The 17,829-nt window shown below is 41.6% G+C and carries 23 protein-coding genes; 14 read left to right on the top strand and 9 right to left on the bottom strand.

Features of this window, described 5'->3' with window-relative positions; genetic code table 11:
• Window positions 1-3: 3 nt before the first annotated feature.
• Entirely contained in the window at window positions 4-399 is a 396-nt protein-coding gene (locus NYE25_RS06780; protein ID WP_341145509.1) for a hypothetical protein, read from the bottom strand.
• Window positions 400-547: 148 nt separating this feature from the next.
• On the opposite strand from NYE25_RS06780, the gene NYE25_RS06775 reads away from it, so the two are divergent.
• Window positions 548-1,486 (top strand): GNAT family N-acetyltransferase, encoded by a 939-nt coding sequence (locus NYE25_RS06775; RefSeq protein ID WP_341145508.1) that lies wholly within the window; start codon window positions 548-550, stop codon window positions 1,484-1,486.
• 131 nt (window positions 1,487-1,617) lie between these two features.
• Here the strand turns inward: NYE25_RS06775 and NYE25_RS06770 are convergent, their stop codons facing one another.
• On the bottom strand, window positions 1,618-1,794 hold the full coding sequence (locus NYE25_RS06770; RefSeq protein WP_167348469.1) for a hypothetical protein: 177 nt from the start codon (window positions 1,792-1,794) through the stop codon (window positions 1,618-1,620).
• Between the two features lie 237 nt (window positions 1,795-2,031).
• Window positions 2,032-2,490 (bottom strand): Hsp20/alpha crystallin family protein, encoded by a 459-nt coding sequence (locus NYE25_RS06765; RefSeq protein WP_341055229.1) that lies wholly within the window; start codon window positions 2,488-2,490, stop codon window positions 2,032-2,034.
• A 115-nt stretch (window positions 2,491-2,605) separates the two neighbouring features.
• Between NYE25_RS06765 and NYE25_RS06760 the strand changes: the two genes are divergently transcribed.
• Genes NYE25_RS06760 through NYE25_RS06740 form a run of 5 tightly spaced genes read left to right on the top strand, consistent with a single transcriptional unit; the run spans window position 2,606 to window position 4,273 of the window.
• Window positions 2,606-2,830 carry a spore germination protein gene (locus tag NYE25_RS06760; protein ID WP_036687577.1) on the top strand — a complete coding sequence of 75 codons (225 nt, stop codon included), beginning with the start codon at window positions 2,606-2,608 and terminating at the stop codon, window positions 2,828-2,830.
• A 12-nt stretch (window positions 2,831-2,842) separates the two neighbouring features.
• The gene (locus NYE25_RS06755; protein ID WP_341145507.1) at window positions 2,843-3,064 is read left to right on the top strand and encodes a spore germination protein GerPB; all 222 of its coding nucleotides are present in this window, start codon (window positions 2,843-2,845) and stop codon (window positions 3,062-3,064) included.
• Window positions 3,065-3,112: 48 nt separating this feature from the next.
• Window positions 3,113-3,733 (top strand): spore germination protein GerPC, encoded by a 621-nt coding sequence (gerPC, locus tag NYE25_RS06750; protein ID WP_341145506.1) that lies wholly within the window; start codon window positions 3,113-3,115, stop codon window positions 3,731-3,733.
• Window positions 3,714-3,890 (top strand): spore gernimation protein GerPD, encoded by a 177-nt coding sequence (locus NYE25_RS06745; protein ID WP_341145505.1) that lies wholly within the window; start codon window positions 3,714-3,716, stop codon window positions 3,888-3,890. The genes gerPC and NYE25_RS06745 overlap by 20 nt, the downstream gene beginning before the upstream one ends.
• A gap of 2 nt (window positions 3,891-3,892) precedes the next feature.
• Entirely contained in the window at window positions 3,893-4,273 is a 381-nt protein-coding gene (locus NYE25_RS06740) for a hypothetical protein (RefSeq protein ID WP_341145504.1), read from the top strand.
• 239 nt (window positions 4,274-4,512) lie between these two features.
• On the opposite strand, the gene NYE25_RS06735 is transcribed toward NYE25_RS06740, so the two are convergent.
• Window positions 4,513-5,469 carry an alpha/beta hydrolase gene (locus NYE25_RS06735; RefSeq protein ID WP_341145503.1) on the bottom strand — a complete coding sequence of 319 codons (957 nt, stop codon included), beginning with the start codon at window positions 5,467-5,469 and terminating at the stop codon, window positions 4,513-4,515.
• Between the two features lie 87 nt (window positions 5,470-5,556).
• On the bottom strand, window positions 5,557-6,879 hold the full coding sequence (locus tag NYE25_RS06730) for an APC family permease (RefSeq protein WP_341055224.1): 1,323 nt from the start codon (window positions 6,877-6,879) through the stop codon (window positions 5,557-5,559).
• A 127-nt stretch (window positions 6,880-7,006) separates the two neighbouring features.
• Here NYE25_RS06730 and NYE25_RS06725 point away from each other — a divergent pair, with 127 nt between their 5' ends.
• Both NYE25_RS06725 and NYE25_RS06720 read left to right on the top strand, forming a co-directional pair.
• Window positions 7,007-7,903, top strand: coding sequence for a LysR family transcriptional regulator (locus NYE25_RS06725; protein ID WP_341145502.1), 897 nt, complete (start codon window positions 7,007-7,009; stop codon window positions 7,901-7,903).
• Between the two features lie 63 nt (window positions 7,904-7,966).
• Window positions 7,967-8,872 (top strand): tyrosine-type recombinase/integrase, encoded by a 906-nt coding sequence (locus NYE25_RS06720; RefSeq protein WP_341145501.1) that lies wholly within the window; start codon window positions 7,967-7,969, stop codon window positions 8,870-8,872.
• Window positions 8,873-8,963: 91 nt separating this feature from the next.
• On the opposite strand, the gene NYE25_RS06715 is transcribed toward NYE25_RS06720, so the two are convergent.
• Window positions 8,964-9,887 (bottom strand): L-lactate dehydrogenase, encoded by a 924-nt coding sequence (locus NYE25_RS06715; protein WP_042188714.1) that lies wholly within the window; start codon window positions 9,885-9,887, stop codon window positions 8,964-8,966.
• A gap of 172 nt (window positions 9,888-10,059) precedes the next feature.
• On the opposite strand from NYE25_RS06715, the gene NYE25_RS06710 reads away from it, so the two are divergent.
• The 6 genes from NYE25_RS06710 (at window position 10,060) to gerQ (ending at window position 14,992) form a co-directional block, all read left to right on the top strand.
• The gene (locus NYE25_RS06710; RefSeq protein ID WP_076283591.1) at window positions 10,060-11,442 is read left to right on the top strand and encodes an amino acid permease; all 1,383 of its coding nucleotides are present in this window, start codon (window positions 10,060-10,062) and stop codon (window positions 11,440-11,442) included.
• 26 nt (window positions 11,443-11,468) lie between these two features.
• The gene (locus NYE25_RS06705; protein WP_341145500.1) at window positions 11,469-12,758 is read left to right on the top strand and encodes a WD40/YVTN/BNR-like repeat-containing protein; all 1,290 of its coding nucleotides are present in this window, start codon (window positions 11,469-11,471) and stop codon (window positions 12,756-12,758) included.
• A 241-nt stretch (window positions 12,759-12,999) separates the two neighbouring features.
• Window positions 13,000-13,176, top strand: a complete 177-nt coding sequence (locus NYE25_RS06700) for a hypothetical protein (protein ID WP_179085723.1) — start codon at window positions 13,000-13,002, stop codon at window positions 13,174-13,176.
• A 191-nt stretch (window positions 13,177-13,367) separates the two neighbouring features.
• Entirely contained in the window at window positions 13,368-13,760 is a 393-nt protein-coding gene (locus NYE25_RS06695; protein WP_042194012.1) for a DUF2500 domain-containing protein, read from the top strand.
• A 213-nt stretch (window positions 13,761-13,973) separates the two neighbouring features.
• Complete coding sequence (locus NYE25_RS06690) at window positions 13,974-14,405, top strand: cell wall hydrolase (protein ID WP_076283592.1); 432 nt, start codon at window positions 13,974-13,976, stop codon at window positions 14,403-14,405.
• Window positions 14,406-14,530: 125 nt separating this feature from the next.
• Window positions 14,531-14,992 (top strand): spore coat protein GerQ, encoded by a 462-nt coding sequence (gene gerQ / locus NYE25_RS06685; protein WP_076283593.1) that lies wholly within the window; start codon window positions 14,531-14,533, stop codon window positions 14,990-14,992.
• 241 nt (window positions 14,993-15,233) lie between these two features.
• Here gerQ and NYE25_RS06680 read toward each other — a convergent pair whose 3' ends face one another.
• The 3 genes from NYE25_RS06680 to NYE25_RS06670 all read right to left on the bottom strand — a co-directional run bounded on the left by NYE25_RS06680 (window position 15,234) and on the right by NYE25_RS06670 (window position 17,784).
• Window positions 15,234-16,472: a tyrosine-type recombinase/integrase gene (locus tag NYE25_RS06680; protein WP_341145499.1), complete on the bottom strand. Its 1,239-nt coding sequence runs from the start codon at window positions 16,470-16,472 to the stop codon at window positions 15,234-15,236.
• A gap of 17 nt (window positions 16,473-16,489) precedes the next feature.
• Window positions 16,490-17,344: an ImmA/IrrE family metallo-endopeptidase gene (locus tag NYE25_RS06675; RefSeq protein WP_341145498.1), complete on the bottom strand. Its 855-nt coding sequence runs from the start codon at window positions 17,342-17,344 to the stop codon at window positions 16,490-16,492.
• A gap of 80 nt (window positions 17,345-17,424) precedes the next feature.
• The gene (locus tag NYE25_RS06670; RefSeq protein WP_341145497.1) at window positions 17,425-17,784 is read right to left on the bottom strand and encodes a helix-turn-helix domain-containing protein; all 360 of its coding nucleotides are present in this window, start codon (window positions 17,782-17,784) and stop codon (window positions 17,425-17,427) included.
• Window positions 17,785-17,829 lie beyond the last annotated feature (45 nt).

Genomic DNA, 17,829 nt, shown 5'->3' with positions numbered 1-17,829 from the left:
GATTTAATTACATTGCTGAACAACAGTTGTGCCCTCATTAGTAATCGTGACAGTTGAATAACCAGATAGATACTCTGTATAACCGCATACCGTTTCTTGGGTGGATCGTCCTTTTGCGTCAGTATATTTAAGGTATATAGAACCTTCGCCACTTAAGCTCAGTGTAGGTTTGAACCTTTTCGTTTCACCTTTCTTGATGGGATCTGTAAATAATTCCTTGGAGTCCGTATGGAATAAACCTATTTCAATAGAGCTAATTTCATCATCCGACTGATTATCTACAGTGAGCAAGAAACTCTTAAATGGAGTTAGGATATTTGATATCGTACCGATCCCTAAAGCTATTACAATACCCATTGAAAATATAGAAATGCCTATAAAAAATCGTCTCTTCATCATGCAGTCCCCCTATGTAAGTAAGACAGGGTTCATTCGATTAATGTTACGGTAAATAAGAATTAATTATAACTATTCATTAACAAGTGAATTTGGAAGAGATGTGCTACCCTTAATGTATGCCAAAATTTATATGAAAAGGGGTTTTGTTTTGACAAAATCTACGATTCTTTCATCAGAAGGAATAACGATTCGTCATTTTGAACAAGGGGACATGCCATTACTGGGTGAGTTATATAACTCGGTTACTTCGCGGGGAAATGCTGTTTTTTGGTGGGTTGGTGATGAGGAAAACTGGGAGAATGTGTACTGCGCCTTTGAAAATGGAAAAATGGTTGCCAAAGGTCAAGTAGAGATCATAAATATTGTGCCGCCTGGGCGTTCAAAGGAAAGCAGACATTCGATCTATTTGAATTTGAAAACAATACCTGAACGAGAAGAAGACTACGATTTATTAGAGAGCATGTATCAAACGCTCCTCTTGAGAGCACTTGAATTGAAGGAAACTTTATCAACAGCGTACAAAACGACGCTCTGTGTCGGGAATAACGCATCTGAGATCGCAAATACGCAATTTTTTGAAAAAGAAAAGGGCTTCTGTCAATACAATAGCTTATTTAAAATGAGTCATACTCTTGATCATTCCTACACCGTACCTGAACTGAAAAAGGAATTTGAATTTGCAACATGGATGATGGAGACGCCACAAGAAGAAGATCTTTATTTAGAATTGGAAGCAGAGGTTTGGCCAGAAACCCCACTCGGGAAAGAACGGCTATCTCAGTTTAAGCAAAATCCGCTTTGGAACTCTATGGTCGTTCGAGAAGGGGAGCGGGTTGTAGGCAGCTTGATGGTATGGCAGGAAGAGAAAAGTGGGTATATTGAAAATGTTTTTGTACTAGAGCCTTGGAGAAGATTTGGGATTGCTAGGTACATGCTTTCTCAAGCGTTAAACTATTTCAGAACACATGGACTTGAAGAAGCTTATTTAATGGTCTTAACAGATAATGATTCTGCATTGCATCTTTATGAATCTGTCGGATTCAGTTTATCGAGTGAGGAAAGACGATATCGTATAGAACTCCTATAGTTTTTGAAGTGGAGGATTACTAAGCAAAGTGTGATTCAGTTTCATCGAGGTTCGATGACAGGATTGCACTTTTTTAGTAATCCGTTCGCCTTGTAATAAATGATGACTGGAAATCCTCTGAACAATTTTGTTCAGTTACTGTTAGTTACTTGTTTACCCTCGCATTTCTTACACACGTTAACCTTTTCACCAGAAAGTCCTTTTCCGATGTACAAAAGCTTAATACGAGTGCTGCCGCAGATCAGGCATGTTCCTCTGCCTCGGGATGGCATACGCCAGAGTGCTTTGCCACGCTTGTTTTTGGACATAAATAGCCCACCTTTGCGATTGATACCCTATCTTATGAGCGAGGGAACCTTAAAGTTCGGAGAATGAAGCTTTTAAATTCCTTTGTGATTGCAGATAAAATTAAGGATAAAAAGAGCAAAAAACGCCCTAAAAAAACAGCGCATAACTTAAATTATACGCTGTTTTGATTTTAAGACGTTTTATTGAGGGAAGATCACCACTTGGACGAGCAAAAAGGAGGGGTTTTAAGGATTTTTTTATAAATAACGGATATCGATATCTCTAAATTTACCTGATGACATTTTCAGCATTCTGAATTGCAGTGAGCCTTGTTTATAAGTGCCTCTGCTCTGATCCGGATTGACTGGAATGGGAAGTGGGATGATCTCGCTATGATCTTTTCTAAGACCGCTTAATTTGATTTGTGTTCGGTTGATTTGTGCCCAAATACTTTCGGGGTGAATTCCACTTGGAATACGAATTTTAGTGATCAAATAATTATGTGTGTCCAGATGCTCAAATTGCAGACTTGAGGTTTCGTTCGTAAATGACGAAGAGGTCGCTGCAGTAGCTTCTTTGATTATTTTTTCAACATAACCATCGATCTGGCTTGGATCCAGCTTCCATTGCTCTTCAAGCGACTTTAAGGATAGCTTTTTCTTAAAAAAGGGATCTTCGTTCATCCAATCTAAAGGATTCGATTTATTCGGACTCATGAACGCTGAACCTCCTTCATTTTTAATCCATTGTATGGGCGTATGACTTATTCAGTGACATCTGGGCGGATATCTACATAGAATAGGTTATCATTCCGAAGGGAGGAGTGGTTTGGTGGTTTCAATCATCGGCAACATTAAAATTAACAGCGTGGGCCCTAGTTCCACAGTCTTAGTAGGAAATACGGCATCTGTTATCTTGAGCAGTAACTCTAAAATCTATGCCGGTGCCAACTCCTTCTCAATAGGTGACTCTATAGGCACGAACATTACGAATAATGCTGCCAGTAGTACGAACACGATGGATTCAGATGTGGTGGATCAAGTATCGCCTCCTTAAGGGTGGGTTAATATGAATATTACGGTAAATCAGTGCATATCGGTCAATAATCTAAAAATTGGTACGATCTCAAATTCATCGGTCCTTCAGATCGGCACATCCGGACGCATTAATGCCTTGTCTCATAGCTATCAGACTGGTGATGTTACAAAACCTCCTCCTTCGCCAATGCCAGCGGTAAGTGATTCACCTCTTGTACCCTTGCCTCCACCAACTGAACTATATACACGCTAGAATTAGGATCTTATCCTTCGCATACAATAAACCATAGGAGGGGGTTGTATGCACCCGTATTACGTTCAGCAAGTCTTTAATGCATTAAGAGTGCAAGCAGAAAAGATTCAATTGCTAGAGAAACAGCTCCAAGATTTAAAAGGTGACGTAGAGAGTCTAAAGAACAATAAAACTGCAAGTATAGGTCCTATAAATTATCATTTTGAACAATTGAAAATCGAGAAGCTGGAAGGCACTTTAAATATAGGCATAACACCAAATGAGGGAAATAATCTGGATGAAGCAATGATCAACGGTAAACCTATCGGAGAGCAAGAGGGGGGGACACCTTCTGCATCTGCATTATCGGATAAAATTCGTCCAGAGATTTTGAAATATGTGCAAGAGGAAGTTCTCTCACAATTTTCACGTTTAGAAAGAGAGCAGAATTTAAGTATTGATGAGAATTACATCCAAATGGTAACCCAGGATCTGCTGAATCAGATGGATGGTCGGATTAATGAGTATGTAAGCCAGCTCCCTACCGTAGAGGAAGGGCGTGGATACACAGAAGAGGAAAGTACTTCTATTGTAGAGCAAATCAAACGAGATATTGTTACTGCGGTAGAACGGCATTTGGAAATAAACATAACTGGAAGGCGGGAGCCGCATGAAAGTAACCGTGATTAACAGAGAGATAAATGTAAACGCGGTAAAAGTGTTCTCGATATCAGGTTCTTCGGTATTTTTAGTAGGGGATACTCAGACGATTAATTGTTCTTCAGCGTTTGACAGCGTGATAGAATATACTCCAAGTGCTCCGGATCAAGTCAAAAAAGGCAGTTAACAATGCACAACTCGCGTATACAAGATGTATACATTAATAATCTGTCTGACAGTTCGATTTTCTTATGTGGATCTGTAGAGCGGATTCAGTCCAAATTCGTGGGCAGTAAAGAAAATTACCTATATAACATACAAGAGATTAATAGCAATAATAGAGAGGCTGTATGCTTAGACATCCCTCTTGCGACCTGGTCGAAGCAAGTGAATGAAGATGAAGTTGAGATATTGAATGATTCCAAGGAATCAACGATTAATATGCAATATATTAGGATTTTATCGATTGGGTCTGGGACGACCTTCCAGATTGGAAATGGTGGCTCAGTTCATCTGGAGAGTCGAACCAGTGAGTTCAAGCGAGAAATAGCTTCAGAAGATGAGGGGTAATTTGGCATATTTGTTGATACTTATTTTATAAAAATAAATTAGTTTACATAATAATTATTATGTAAACTAATAAAAGGTACTATCCTATAAGAAAGTACTTTTCACAAATAAGGGAGTTTCGAGCTACGAAAAGGAAGGCCATCAAAGGTATTCTGCTATAGAAATAGCATTAAACTTATAATTAGAGAAAGCCTGCACATTTGCAGGCTTTCTCTAATTTGGTGAACGAACATATTTATTTAGAAGCCTTCGCGAAGCCATGTCGTCGCCAGCTTGATGGCGGCTTTTTTGGCATTGGTTTCAGCTAAAGGATTTAGCATCACGAAATCATGTATGATTCCTTGAAAACGAACTGCCGTGACTGTGACTCCAGCTTCACGTAATTTGGCGGCATAAGCTTCACCTTCATCACGTAGAACATCTGCTTCACCCGTTATGACTAGTGCTTCGGGTAGATCGCGTAACTGATCTACACTAGCTCGAAGCGGGGAGGCTGTGATCTGCTTCCGCTCCTCAGGGTCAGTTGTATATTGATCCCAGAACCATTTCATTCCATCACGCTGCAAGAAGTATCCTTCTGCGAACTCATTATAAGATTCGGTATCAAAGGAGGCATCCGTTACCGGATAGAACAAAAGTTGTTTCCCTATCTTCGGACCACTGCGTTCTTTAGCCATAAGCGTAATGGCGGCTGCCATATTTCCACCGACACTATCACCGCCTATAGATAGCTTGCTAGCATCAAGTGCATGATCACTACCCTGTGCAGCGATCCATTTCAGAACAGCATAGATTTCTTCAATTGCTGTAGGATATTTAGCTTCTGGAGAGAGGCTGTAATTTGGAAAAACAATGGCAGCCTCCGCTCCAACAGCTAGCTCACGGATCAAGCGGTCATGGGTATGTGCATTACCAAACACCCAGCCAGCACCATGAATGTAAAGGATCACTGGCAACGATGCGGAAGAGGAGCTAGGGGGCCGGACAATTCTTATGGAAACATTACCATTAGGTCCTCCTGGCACCATAAGATCTTCAATTTCGACTTCAGGTTTATATATCTCACTGGATTGTACAGTATCTACCGTCTCACGGCCTTTTTCTGGTCCAAGATCAGGAAGGAACGGAGGTTTGGAATTATCATCGGCAAATTTCTGCGCTGCTGGCTCAAGAATGATCTTTGGTTGATTTGACATGATGTATCGTCTCCTTTATCTGGTCATAGTATAGTTTACCCTCTTCATACCATAACCATCTAAACGAATGCTGAAACGATATGAGTCTTACAATGCTTTTCGTTGATCCTCACGAATTTCACTTTTTAAATCCCTTATTCCGGCAACCGTTTGTTTATGTTTGATACGGAAGATCAAAATAAACATCAAAGTAATAAGTAACGGATAGCCTATTGCCCAGCCTGTAAAAGGAAACACGGCAGCGGTAGCTAGAAAAGAGATCCAGCTAATCGTTACGCCTAATCTACTTCCCTTAAGTAGGCGTATCCCCGCAGCACAACCTCCGATATAAGTCAGGATAAATGTCGCATTTGGAAACTGGATCAAAGTAGTGATAGATATCAATCCGCTGCTGTACAGTGACATGACCGTTACAAAACAGAGGAGCAGGAAAGCAATCCCACCGATAGGGGTATGATATGGTTTGGATAGTCTCCCCATCCATTGCGGTGCATAGCCCTGACGTGATAACGCATAAGCCACACGCGAGGCAGCACCGGCATAAGCGATAATGGTGGCGGTACAGATGAAGAGACCTGTAAGTCCTGCGATAAATCCTCCCCAGCGTCCAAGAGGCTGGCTGATGATCCAGACAAGTGAAGTGCTCGACCCACCTTTAAGGTAGCTTTGTGTGCCAACCGTTGCTAAAGCGGATAAGAAATATAGAACACCTACAATAATAGCAGCGATGGTCACACCTTTAACTGCAGCACGTTGTGGATCTTTGAACTCCTCAGAGAGATGTGAGACAGCTTCCCAACCAATAAAACACCAAAATAAGATTGCTGCAGCCTGTCCAATGCTCATCCATCCGTGTGGGGCAAAGGGAGTGAAGTGTTCAACCTCCATTCGAGGAAGCGCAGTAGCAAACGAGAAGACGAGAACAGCTACAATCGCAATCACTACAGCAATTTGTACCTTTCCCGCCACTTGCATACCAATCCAGTTTGTAATTAGCCCGATGGCCAACATCACCGCAGCGATAGTAATTCTCGCAGGTTCATCCCAGCCCATTGCGGCTGTCATATAACCAGCTCCGGTCAGCGCAGCGACAGGCGCACCAATCGGAACAGACATTAGAAAAAACCAGCCCACTAAAGATCCGGCTTTAGGTCCGAAAGCAAGGGTAACAAAGTGGGACACGCCTCCTGCGTTAGGAAATTTGGCAGAGAGCAGGCCCATCGATAAGGCCATTGGCAAAATCAACAGCGTCATAAATCCCCATGCCAGCAATGAAGCGGGACCAGCCATTTCTGCAGCCAGTCCGGGAACGATTAAGACTCCCGAGCCCAATACAGCGCCGATATAAAGAGCTATAGCTTGCGGCATGCCGATGTTTCTTCGTAAAGTGGTTGAACTTGAATCTTTCATGATTTTTAATCCTGCTTTCATTGTCTTTTGTTATAGAGTAGCAGATAATAGATCCATTGGAAAAACAGATTTTTTGAATAGTATCCATTCGAAATTCCGATGGGTAACTATTATTCAGGGGGCACGTATGGAATCACGTCATCTTTTTACCTTTATAGTCGTAGTGGAGACGGGTAGCTTCACACGAGCTGCACAGAAGCTTGATTATGCACAATCCAGTATTACCGCACAGATCCAAGCGTTAGAGACTGAAATAGGTCAGCCTTTATTTGATCGGATCAGTAAAAAGATCATCCTAACTGATGCAGGCCGCCGTCTGCTCCCATTCGCTCAAGAGATCTCCAGAATGCATTCTCTAGCGCAAGATGCACTTCGCTCCGAGAGTGAGCTAACAGGGTCTTTACGCATTGGTGCACCTGAATCTCTGGCTGCTTTTCGCTTACCAGGCATTATCAAGGAGTTTCGCGTGAAATATCCAAAGGTCCAAATTCTTCTGAAGCCTGGGGCCTGCTGGGAGCTAACGGATTTAGTTCGATCCGGTGAATTGGATTTGGCCTTCCTACTGCAACCAGAGACGGAAGATAAAGATCTGAATATAGAAACACTGGTGCATGAACAAATGACCCTGATCGCTCCGCCGGACCATCCCTTATTGAGTCTTCCAGTGGTAGAACCGGTTCATCTTAAGGGCGAAACGATATTGCATACGGAAACTGGTTGTAGCTACCGTACTTTATTTGAACATCATTTAAACAGACACGGGGTATTTCCGGACCCTACGTTAGAGTTTTGGAGTATCGAGGCGATCAAGCAATGTGTTATGGCGGGTCTAGGCATCGCTTTTATTCCAATGATTACTGTGAGCAACGAATTAGCGGAAGGGAAGTTAGCTAGGCTGAATTGGAATGATGAATCGCAGCGTGTGGCCACTCAAATTGCCTATCATCATAAGAAATGGAAATCTCCTGTTCTAACAGAGTTTTTAAAATATGTACAAAAGCATGCTGAAAAATGGAGCAGCTAAGTTTAATTCTTGTAGCTATTCTATGGTACAATAGATTGTCGAAAACAAGGGAGGCTCGAAGCCATGAATGAGTGGAGTGAAGACTACGAAGAGGGGCTTGAGGCTTTTTTAATCTGGATGAAGGATGCCGGTTACACTCCCTATACGCAGAAATCCTATTTAGTGGATGTAAAACAGTTTTTAGAAAGTCTGAATGGTAAAAAGCTAGAGTCCGTAAAGAAGCTACATGTTATTTCTTTTCTTACGTCAGTGCGTGAACGTGGAGTAAGTGATGCTACCCGTAACCGGAAGCATGCCTCAATTAACTGTTTTTTTAAGGCATTAATTGAGCTGGAATTGCTTCTAACCAATCCTGCAGCTGGGATTAAGAAATCTAAAACTGAGATCAATTCCGAACCGGTCTACTTAGATGAAGGTGATCTGGGGCGATTTTTGTCTTCTATAGATGGGAAATACAAAGGTCGTAATTTAGCAGTCTTTTTACTGATGTCCTATATGGGGCTTCGGGTGGGGGAAGTCCACACGCTTAATTTAAGTGATTATAATGTAGAAAGACATTCCCTTCGAGTGTTCGGTAAGGGACGTAAATGGCGTAATGTACCGATTCCAGAGGATGTGGTACCTTTTCTCGATCTGGCAATAGAAGAACGATTAAATCCTTGGCGCAGTAAAGAGGAAGCTATGTTCATTTCACAAAAAGGACGCAGGCTGTCCATACGTGGCATTCAGCAAATCGCTGCGGACACCTTCGATCGTTTCCAAAGGGATGTGCCTGCTGCACAACGTCGACCCTATTCCAGCCATAAGCTACGACATTCCTTCGCTACCATGCTGCTACGAAAAGGTGCGGATCTGCGGACGGTTCAGGAGCTACTGGGGCACTCTTCCATTCAGACAACAACGGTTTACACGCATATCACGAGCCGTGAGAAGGAAGAAGCCATGTCGAAATTGCAAGTCCAGATTTGATAGAATTCAAAGTGCAATTCTTTTGGTGAAAAAGGGGCTATCCCCGGCCATGTAATCATGACAACAGGGAGAGCCCCATGTATTCATTTGCTTATAGTTCTAGCTTAGCTATCTCAGCTTTAAGCTTCTCGGCAGATTTCTGGAATAGAGCTCGTTCTGTCTCATTTAATGGAAGATCTAGTACTTCTCGTACACCGGACCGATCTACGACGCAAGGGGCGCCAAGGTAGACATCCGAAACTCCGTTATAATTATTCAATAAAGTAGATACGTTCAATACAGAGCCTTCATTATGAAGAATGGATACCACAATACGATCTAGTGCTAATGCTATTGCGTAAGAGGTTGAGCCTTTGGCATCAATAATTTCATAAGCGGCATTCTTAGTATCCTGGAATATTTCATCTTGTTCTGCTTCGTCAAAACCGAGATCAATCCCGGCAACATTCGCTAGACTCCAAACAGGAAGTTCCGAGTCTCCATGTTCCCCGATAATCTGACCATGAATACTGCGTGGATCAATTTCTTTGTGGCGTCCAATCAGGTAGCGAAAACGTGCACTATCCAGCACCGTTCCGGAACCGATGACTCTTCTGCGATCAAAACCGCTTATTTTCAAAGTGGCATATGACAAAATATCTACAGGATTAGTAGCAATAAGTAGTATCGCATGTTGATTATATTTGGTGATTTTTTGAACGATATCTTTGAAAATTGAAATGTTTTTGCGGAGAAGATCTATCCGGGTTTCACCCGGTTTTTGTGATGCACCGGCAGTTACAATGATGATATCCGCTTCACGGCAATCTTCATATGTACCAGCCCATAGCTTCACACCACCAACAAAGGGCATGCCGTGATTCATATCCAATGCTTCTCCAAGGGCTTTCTTTTGATTAACGTCAATAAGTACGAGCTCAGGCATACGTCTCCGTAGCAGTAATGTATAGGCTGTTGTTGTACCAACTGCTCCAGTACCAATGACTACGACACGATTGGGTTTCGGGGGGGCCATGATTCCATCTCCTCAGTAATTAAAATTTTTAGCTTTTAATCTTGTCCATCATAATCGCTAACGATATTGTTTTCAAGCAGGTCTTATTTAATGCATTACCCCATTTTGGGCATACTTAATAGAAATTCTCTAATCAATTTGACAACAAGACTAGACAGGAGAGAATGTAAGAATGGATTTATTTCGCAAAAAACCGCTAATCGCACCTTCAAACTCGGGTGCAACCAAGTTAAACAAAACACTTGGTGCGCTGGATCTAACCATGTTAGGTGTAGGAGCGATTATTGGTACTGGTATTTTTGTAATGACAGGAGTAGCGGCAGCAGAACACGCTGGTCCTGGCCTTGTCATTTCATTCCTGTTAGCCGCGTTTGCTTGCGTGCTGTCAGCCCTTTGTTATTCAGAGTTTGCATCGACCATCCCGGTCTCCGGAAGTGCCTATGCTTATAGTTATGTAGCTTTTGGAGAATTACTCGCTTGGATTTTGGGTTGGGACCTTGTGTTAGAGTATGGCGTTGCAGCAGCTGCAGTAAGCAGTGGATGGTCAGGCTATTTGCAGGGACTTTTAGAGGGCTTTGGTATCCATATTCCTACAGCACTATCCGGGGCGTATAATGCGGAAGCAGGTACCATTATTAATTTACCAGCAGTAATAATCATTTTACTAATTTCCTACTTACTAACTCGGGGAACTAAAGAGACTGCTCGTTTTAATGCGATTATGGTCGTTATCAAAATAGCTGTAGTGCTTTTGTTTATCGTAACTGGATTTTTCTATGTTAAACCAGAGAACTGGACTCCATTTCTACCCTTTGGCTATCAAGGTGTTGTAAACGGTGCGGCAACTGTCTTCTTTGCCTACATAGGTTTTGATGCGTTATCGACTGCTGCAGAAGAAGTAAAGCAGCCACAGCGCGATTTGCCTATAGGGATTATTTCATCCCTTGCTATATGTTCTGTATTGTATATCCTAGTTTCACTTGTATTAACAGGTATTATACCGTATACGGATCTCAATGTTAGTGATCCCGTTTCTTATGCGCTTCGTGTTGTAAATCAAGATATGATAGCGGGTCTAATCTCTGTTGGAGCTATTGCGGGAATGACCACCGTACTGCTCGTAATGCTGTTCGGTCAAACCCGACTGTTATTCGCAATCTCACGTGATGGTCTTTTACCACGAGGATTGTCTAAGATCAATGCTAAAACACAGACACCTATTCGTAGTACGTGGATGGTTGGGATCATTATAGCTGTATTAACGGGCTTTATTCCTTTGGATCGATTGGCTAACTTAACAAGCATTGGAACACTGTTTGCCTTCTTTGTCGTTTCTTTGGGGGTAATTGCCCTGCGTGTTATTCATCCCAATATGAAAAGAGGGTTCAGAGTACCCTGGGTACCCTTCATTCCATTGCTAAGTGCGGCAACATGCGGATATTTGATGTATAATCTAGGAAGTGAGACATGGATTGGGTTTCTGATTTGGACGAGTCTTGGACTTCTGATCTATTTTCTATACGGCTACCGTAATAGTAAGTTAAATCATAAATAAGATTCCAATTGAGAGGAGAGAGGGCATTGACATCTAGAACCGCTGGATTGAAAACTCTAAGAATGTTTATGATGTTATTTTTTTTAGCGTGGATAGTCTCAGCATGTTCTTCACCACCACCGGAGCCTTCTCCACAGCCACAGCCTACAGAAGCACCGGAAGAAGGACAGACGATTACTCTGATTACACCACCAAGTAACGATACTAACAAAGAGAGTGGCCCGAAATATCAGGTTCAAACTCGAATTACGGGTTTTCATCTACTTAGTGAGACAGAGGGCATGGTATGGGGTGTAACAAAAAATGAACTTCGTTTGTACGTTACCCATAATAACGGGGCGACCTGGGCTAATATTTCTCCTGCACCCAATGTGCAGTTCCTGTCCACACCTGTCTATGGAAAAGGCATCTTTTTTACTGACTCTAACCATGGTTGGATTATAAGAAGTGCATTTGGTACGACAGAGAATATAGTGTTACGAACCACAGATGGAGGAAAAAGCTGGAAAATCTCTTCATTAGGTGATGATAATAATGTATCTTCCGTTTATTTCAATTCACCGACACAGGGATGGCTAATGACCTCTGCGAACGCTACTCCTAATAAGGAAAGCAAGGCGATTTATTCAACGTCAGACGGGGGGGCCACATGGGAAGAAGTGATGCAGAATGAACAGTATAATCCGAACCTTCCCAATCATTCGATCCCGTTCACAGGTGTAAGTACTGGAATGATCTTCAAGAGTCGTGTAGAAGGATTTGTGACTTTGCAGACCGGTGCCCTTCCTAAGATCTTTATAACTAAGGACGGTGGTCAGAGTTGGAATCCAGGACAGCCTTTTCTGGTAAATGAACAACTGGAAAGCTGTGATAGAGTAATTACTGGCAAACCAGAGTTCTTCGATGTTAGTAAGACTAATGGTTGGATGTCTGTGGGCTGCCAAAATGATAAAGATAAGACGATTACTTACCACGGTTACTTTACCGCTAATGGTGGAGATAACTGGAAATTTACACCATTTGAATTAAAGAGTCCAACCGGAGGGAATCATCAGAGCGCTCCGACGTTTCTGAATTCGCAAGTTGGTTGGGCCATTATTGGTGATACTCTTTACCATACCGCTAACCAAGGGGAAACTTGGCTCCCTCTTAAGGAGAGCAGTGTTCTGCAGTCTAAGCTTGAGGAATATCCTGAGACGATTAAGATGCAGTTTATTTCCACAGAGGTGGGATGGCTTTTACTTGAGAAAAAAGAACAAAAACGCTCGCTCCTCTTACAAACTACAAATGGTGGGATTAGTTGGCGTGTGATGTAAAGTGAAGTGAAGCTGTTTCAAAAGTAGAGGATAATACTTTTGAAACAGCTTTTTTTGAATAAGAATGAACTTCTAAATCAATATGTTTTTGATTGATTGAATATAAGGAAAAAACTTAATTAAAATTTTCTTTATAGATGTGAAAAAAATCACATGACATTTAAATGATCGTGTGATATATTTAACACATAGAACAAGTTCAAATTTTCACAAACTTAACTTTCGAATAGGAGAGATTACAATGAAAACTTTTGAAACAGATTATATGACAAGAAACCTGCTGCAACTTTGCTACAACTGTGATGACGCTCACCTGTGTGAAACGGAAGAACAATGCAGAGCATGCTGGGCAGACAATGGTATGTTAGATGTTGAGACTGACGAAACGAAGCAATTGCTAGACCTCGTTCATGCTTAATCTGATCACTCAAAATTATGATTAAAGACCACTCGATTTCTTGATTTCTAAGAAAACGAAGTGGTCTTTTTGCATGAAGTCTCACTAATTTAATGCTTTCTGGACTAGAAGAGGCATATACATGTACAGAAGTGCCTGAAGCTAAGTTTAGGGTTGAATTAATGGGTATGAAGGGGGAAAATGTCATGGGAATGGGCCCGGATCTTTCATGGATGTTTGATTTCTCTGGAACAGTGATGCCAATTTTTCTCATTGTAATGGTTGGTATTCTTGCAGTATCAGCAGGCAGGGGTTTGCTTCAATGGAGCCGGAACAATAGCTCACCCATGCTAACCATCCCTGCCCGTATCGTCAGCAAGCGGAGTGAAATAAGACAGCAGCAGGTTCAAGAAGATAATGGTTCAAGTCGTACGAGTACAACCTACTACTTAACGTACGAATTGAATGGGGGCAGTCGAATTGAATTTAAAGTAGATGGCCATGAATATGGAATGAGTGCAGAAGGCGATAAAGGCATGCTTACTTATCAAGGAACTAGATATCACGGATTTGAGCGACAACCACAATACTCCACAGCGGAGTAGTCATTAGCTATACATTCATTCTTAAACCATTCTTCTGTTCCATTCAACGGAGCAGAGAGAATGGTTTTTATTTGCGGACTATTAAGAACCTAACGGAAAGCAAATGGCTTTAAAATTAGGTTGGAACTGTCACCTCTTGGGCTAATGCACATACAATACACCATGCAGTTAAGAACGAGGTTGTTAACGAAGCAACCCCAAGGAGGAGACAGCGTGGCCGTCATCAAAACGAACTCGGAAGATGTGAAGGTGCTAGCGCGGTTGATGAGAGCGGAAGCTGAGGAAGATGGAGATCTCGGTATGCTTATGGTCGGCAATGTTGGTGTCAACCGGATTCTTGGCAATTGCCTTGATTTTTTGAACATTCGTAATGTGAATGACATGGTCTATCAAAGTCCAGGAGGATTCGAAGCCCCGCAGAAAAGCTACTTCTATCAACGAGCAAGAGAAGCAGACATTCGTCTTGCTAAACGTGCAATTGCAGGTGAAAGAACATGGCCAGCGACCAATGCTTTATGGTTCTTCCGTCCTGTAGGAGATTGCCCTCCAACCTGGTATAACCAACAAAACACAGGCCGCTTTAAAGCTCATTGCTTCTTTACTCCGACTGGAGAAGATTGCCCGGCTGTATTTATTGGTAATTAACAGGGTAACTGTGTAAAAGAGAATTACTCATTATTATGAGTAATTCTCTCAGTAAGCTAGTGTAAAGGTTCTTTTGTGTCCAAAGGGAGCAACTGCTCCGATAAACATTTAGGAGGTTTCATTAAATGATCGTTCAACCATACCGTCCCGTCACTTATACTATTGGTAGTGTTTCTTCTTCAGGTATGCAAATGCCAATGTCTACAGGAATGCAAGGAATGCAAGGCATGGGTAGCATGCCGCCACAAGTTAGCAGCGGAAGTCCGATGACTCCAGGAGGGGTTGTAGTTCAAAACCCACCTCAACAGTTTGAACAATCGTATATCGAAAATATTTTCAGACTGAATTTAGGCAAAGTAGGTACATTTTATTTTACTTATGAAAATAACAAAGAGTGGAATGCCAAAGTTTACAAGGGTGTGCTGGAAGCTGCGGGCCGTGACCACATTATTATTAGTGACCCAGTAACTGGTCAACGTACTGTATTACTTATGATTTATTTTGATTATGCTACATTTGATGAGCCCCTTACTTACCAGTACCCTGGAGTGATCGGTAATCCTCCAACAACAAGAAACTGTCGCTAATCAAGTCCTTATATTTCTGGATGAACCCCAACACTTAACGGTGAGGGGGTTTTCTTTATACATACTGATATTTTGGAATAATAAGGGGAATAAAGACCCATTTTTTTTCGAAAGGACACGCATGCTTGCGGTTTGCCCCAATATATTAATATAATAAATTGTATAAGACTCAAAAAACCTTGATATATCAGTGTTTACAAGGGATTTTGAGTCTTTTTTTTAACTTGAAATCACAGAAAAATCACATTCTCGGCAGATCCTTGGAATTTAATATGTTTTGGAAGTGGATTTTTAGTTTGTCACTACTGCTTTGCATCATTCGTTCCGTCACATGGGTATAAATCTTGAGTGTGGTTTTTGCATCATCGTGACCTACACGCTTCATAATCGTTTTGAGATCAATCTGAGAGCCAGACGCGATACTTGCTTCGATTAGCATCGTGATGTGAGTGTGTCGAAATATATGAGGGGTTGCGTGCTTCTTGATGTTTGTTAATTTCATTAGCCGAGCCATGCGGTTAACTAACTTCCAATTTGTAAAAGGTGTTCCGTTGTTATTGGTCAAAATAAACTGAGTCTCTACAAAGTCATCGTGGAGCTCCTTGTATCTTTTATGTCGAGCGTACTGTTTTACCTTTAACCGCTTAAACATCTCAACGATGAAATCATCCACATCAAAGGTGCGGACGGATCCGGTAGTCTTTGGAGGTGTTAATTGGTACGCGCCACTTCCACCCTGTGGAAAGTGAAGTGTTTTATAAATATGAACGTCATGAGTTTCGAAGTTGAAATCAGGCCACTCTAAAGCACAAAATTCTCCTGGTCGCACTCCGCTAAACAGCAAAAAATAAAACGTCTCTAGATCATCACCTAAACCGTGATTTTGTAGTACTTCCAGAAATTCTTCAATTTCACTTCTTTCCAGAAATTTTTCTTCCAGTGCATTGTTTTTAGCTTCTAAAACTGTCCGTTGTTTTTTAGGCATTTTTATGTTCTGACAAGGGTTATCAATGCGTAAATTTTCTTTGATGATCCATTTGAATATTAAATTTGCTGTTGAATGATAACGATAGATGGAGTTTATCTCATATCCTTCTGAAAACAAATTGTTGAGCATTTTTTGATGTTGGTTATGTGTTATTTTATCGATATTAGCGCCACCATAATATTTGTTCAGTAAATTAATGTCGGACACATGAGCTTCCACAGTTTTTCCTTTAACTCCGCTAGTAATAATATAATCTTGTAGCCATTCTTGAGCAGCCTCATTGAATTTCATTTTTTTGGCTCGCTTTGTATCGGTTCCACGCTTCATACGATCCACAACTGCCTGAGCTGCGGCGATGGCTTCCTTCTGTGTATCACGTACCCTCGGTACCTGTTGGCGCTTGCCTGTGACCGGATCAGGAGGACCCTCCATGACACACTTCCACTTGTAGCCTTGTTTGTTCTTTGCAGGTACTTTAAATACGCTGGCCATGAGTAGGTCCTCCTAAATTAAAAATTAATAGCATCTTCTAAAGCTTCTATGGTTAGAAACAATTTGTTTGCGTTTTGTCCATGCCGAGAAGCAATTCGCTCCATGTCGATCATTACGTATCCAGAGCGGCTCGGAGGGATTGAAAGATCACTTGAACGAACAACAGCGCTATCCCGATTAGAGTTTGGATGGACATCCACGCTTTTAAAGGTTCCATTAACCTCGATGTAAAGTGGCTGATCCCACTTAAAGCCTCCACGTTGTTCAATGATAAGCGTGTGGGGTCTAGATAAATCGTCAAGCCCGTAAACACCTCGTATGATTGGCTCAGGAGTTGTCGTGTAAGGTAAAGTGTTTTCCTTGGCCACAGCAGTATATGTAAAAGCTGTCATGATTTCAGCGCTAGCAATACGCTCGCGAATCTGTTTCAGACGCAACAGTGCGAATTCTGGAGGAACCTGAAATACGGTTGCAACTATACCTGCCGCTTCTTCTTCGAAAGCAGGGAGCTGCAATTTTTCAAGCATGAAAAAGGGGATGGCTGCGTAAAGACTGAATCGTTCGGCATCAGCTTCTTGCATTTGCTGGAAAAGCTCCGAAATCTGACGCTGATCCCCAACATGGCGGAGCACGTGTCCAAGCTCGTGGAAGAATGTTTTATGCTGTACATCACGTTCATCCTGTTGGTTGATAACAATTACACATAATTCATTATCAGAAAAAGATTTAACGCTTTTGAAATGCACCTCCACATTAAAGGCTTCAGAAATTCGTTCTATAGTCAAATCGTTTGGCACCAATATAGCCCTGGAGAGGTAGTGATTTTCAATAGTTTGTTCCAACGGGGTTTTGAAGTATTTGGATAAGTTCATGTTAAATCCTCCAATTAGCGTACGTATGTTCTATTTTGTATGTAAAAGAAAAGCCATTGCTGGCTATGTATAAAACCTCTTTATTGCTGCTCTTTATTTGCCTTGTCTAAAGCTCTTTGTCGTGCCTCTCTGATTTCCTTTATAAAATCATCAGCCGCTTTAAATTCCTCTTCTGTCCAGTCATTTGGCCCACCATAGAATGATAAATTAGATTCTCTTTTCTCTAAAGGTGATGGATCGTTTGTTAGACCAAGAAGATAGTCCCCATTGGTTTCTAAGACATCAATCAATCTCCGAAGTGTTTCAGGATCAGGCTTTCTGTCGTTTGTTTCATATCGAGATAATTGAACAATTGTTAATCCGCATTTCGTTGCTAATTCCTTTTGTTTGATGTTCTTTTTTTCTCTTAGATACTTTATTCGATCACCGAGAGTTTTCATGTTGACTCCTTCTCTCTAAAATAAAAAAACATTTTTCAATTATTT

Source organism: Paenibacillus sp. FSL E2-8871, assembly GCF_038000345.1.
Taxonomy (GTDB): Bacteria; Bacillota; Bacilli; order Paenibacillales; family Paenibacillaceae; genus Paenibacillus_AQ.
The sequence above is the reverse complement of the archived record's forward strand: the minus strand, read 5'-3'. Positions and strand labels throughout refer to the sequence as shown.

Coding starts and splice junctions, on each gene's coding strand:
- NYE25_RS06680 (WP_341145499.1), bottom strand. CDS start 16,472: ATGGCCAGCGTATTTAAAGTACCTGCAAAGAACAAACAAGGCTACAAG.
- NYE25_RS06725 (WP_341145502.1), top strand. CDS start 7,007: ATGGAATCACGTCATCTTTTTACCTTTATAGTCGTAGTGGAGACGGGT.
- NYE25_RS06720 (WP_341145501.1), top strand. CDS start 7,967: ATGAATGAGTGGAGTGAAGACTACGAAGAGGGGCTTGAGGCTTTTTTA.
- NYE25_RS06780 (WP_341145509.1), bottom strand. CDS start 399: ATGATGAAGAGACGATTTTTTATAGGCATTTCTATATTTTCAATGGGT.
- NYE25_RS06755 (WP_341145507.1), top strand. CDS start 2,843: ATGAATATTACGGTAAATCAGTGCATATCGGTCAATAATCTAAAAATT.
- gerPC (WP_341145506.1), top strand. CDS start 3,113: ATGCACCCGTATTACGTTCAGCAAGTCTTTAATGCATTAAGAGTGCAA.
- NYE25_RS06770 (WP_167348469.1), bottom strand. CDS start 1,794: ATGTCCAAAAACAAGCGTGGCAAAGCACTCTGGCGTATGCCATCCCGA.
- NYE25_RS06670 (WP_341145497.1), bottom strand. CDS start 17,784: ATGAAAACTCTCGGTGATCGAATAAAGTATCTAAGAGAAAAAAAGAAC.
- NYE25_RS06730 (WP_341055224.1), bottom strand. CDS start 6,879: ATGAAAGATTCAAGTTCAACCACTTTACGAAGAAACATCGGCATGCCG.
- NYE25_RS06745 (WP_341145505.1), top strand. CDS start 3,714: ATGAAAGTAACCGTGATTAACAGAGAGATAAATGTAAACGCGGTAAAA.
- gerQ (WP_076283593.1), top strand. CDS start 14,531: ATGATCGTTCAACCATACCGTCCCGTCACTTATACTATTGGTAGTGTT.
- NYE25_RS06695 (WP_042194012.1), top strand. CDS start 13,368: ATGGGCCCGGATCTTTCATGGATGTTTGATTTCTCTGGAACAGTGATG.
- NYE25_RS06710 (WP_076283591.1), top strand. CDS start 10,060: ATGGATTTATTTCGCAAAAAACCGCTAATCGCACCTTCAAACTCGGGT.
- NYE25_RS06740 (WP_341145504.1), top strand. CDS start 3,893: ATGCACAACTCGCGTATACAAGATGTATACATTAATAATCTGTCTGAC.
- NYE25_RS06735 (WP_341145503.1), bottom strand. CDS start 5,469: ATGTCAAATCAACCAAAGATCATTCTTGAGCCAGCAGCGCAGAAATTT.
- NYE25_RS06675 (WP_341145498.1), bottom strand. CDS start 17,344: ATGAACTTATCCAAATACTTCAAAACCCCGTTGGAACAAACTATTGAA.
- NYE25_RS06700 (WP_179085723.1), top strand. CDS start 13,000: ATGAAAACTTTTGAAACAGATTATATGACAAGAAACCTGCTGCAACTT.
- NYE25_RS06765 (WP_341055229.1), bottom strand. CDS start 2,490: ATGAGTCCGAATAAATCGAATCCTTTAGATTGGATGAACGAAGATCCC.
- NYE25_RS06715 (WP_042188714.1), bottom strand. CDS start 9,887: ATGGCCCCCCCGAAACCCAATCGTGTCGTAGTCATTGGTACTGGAGCA.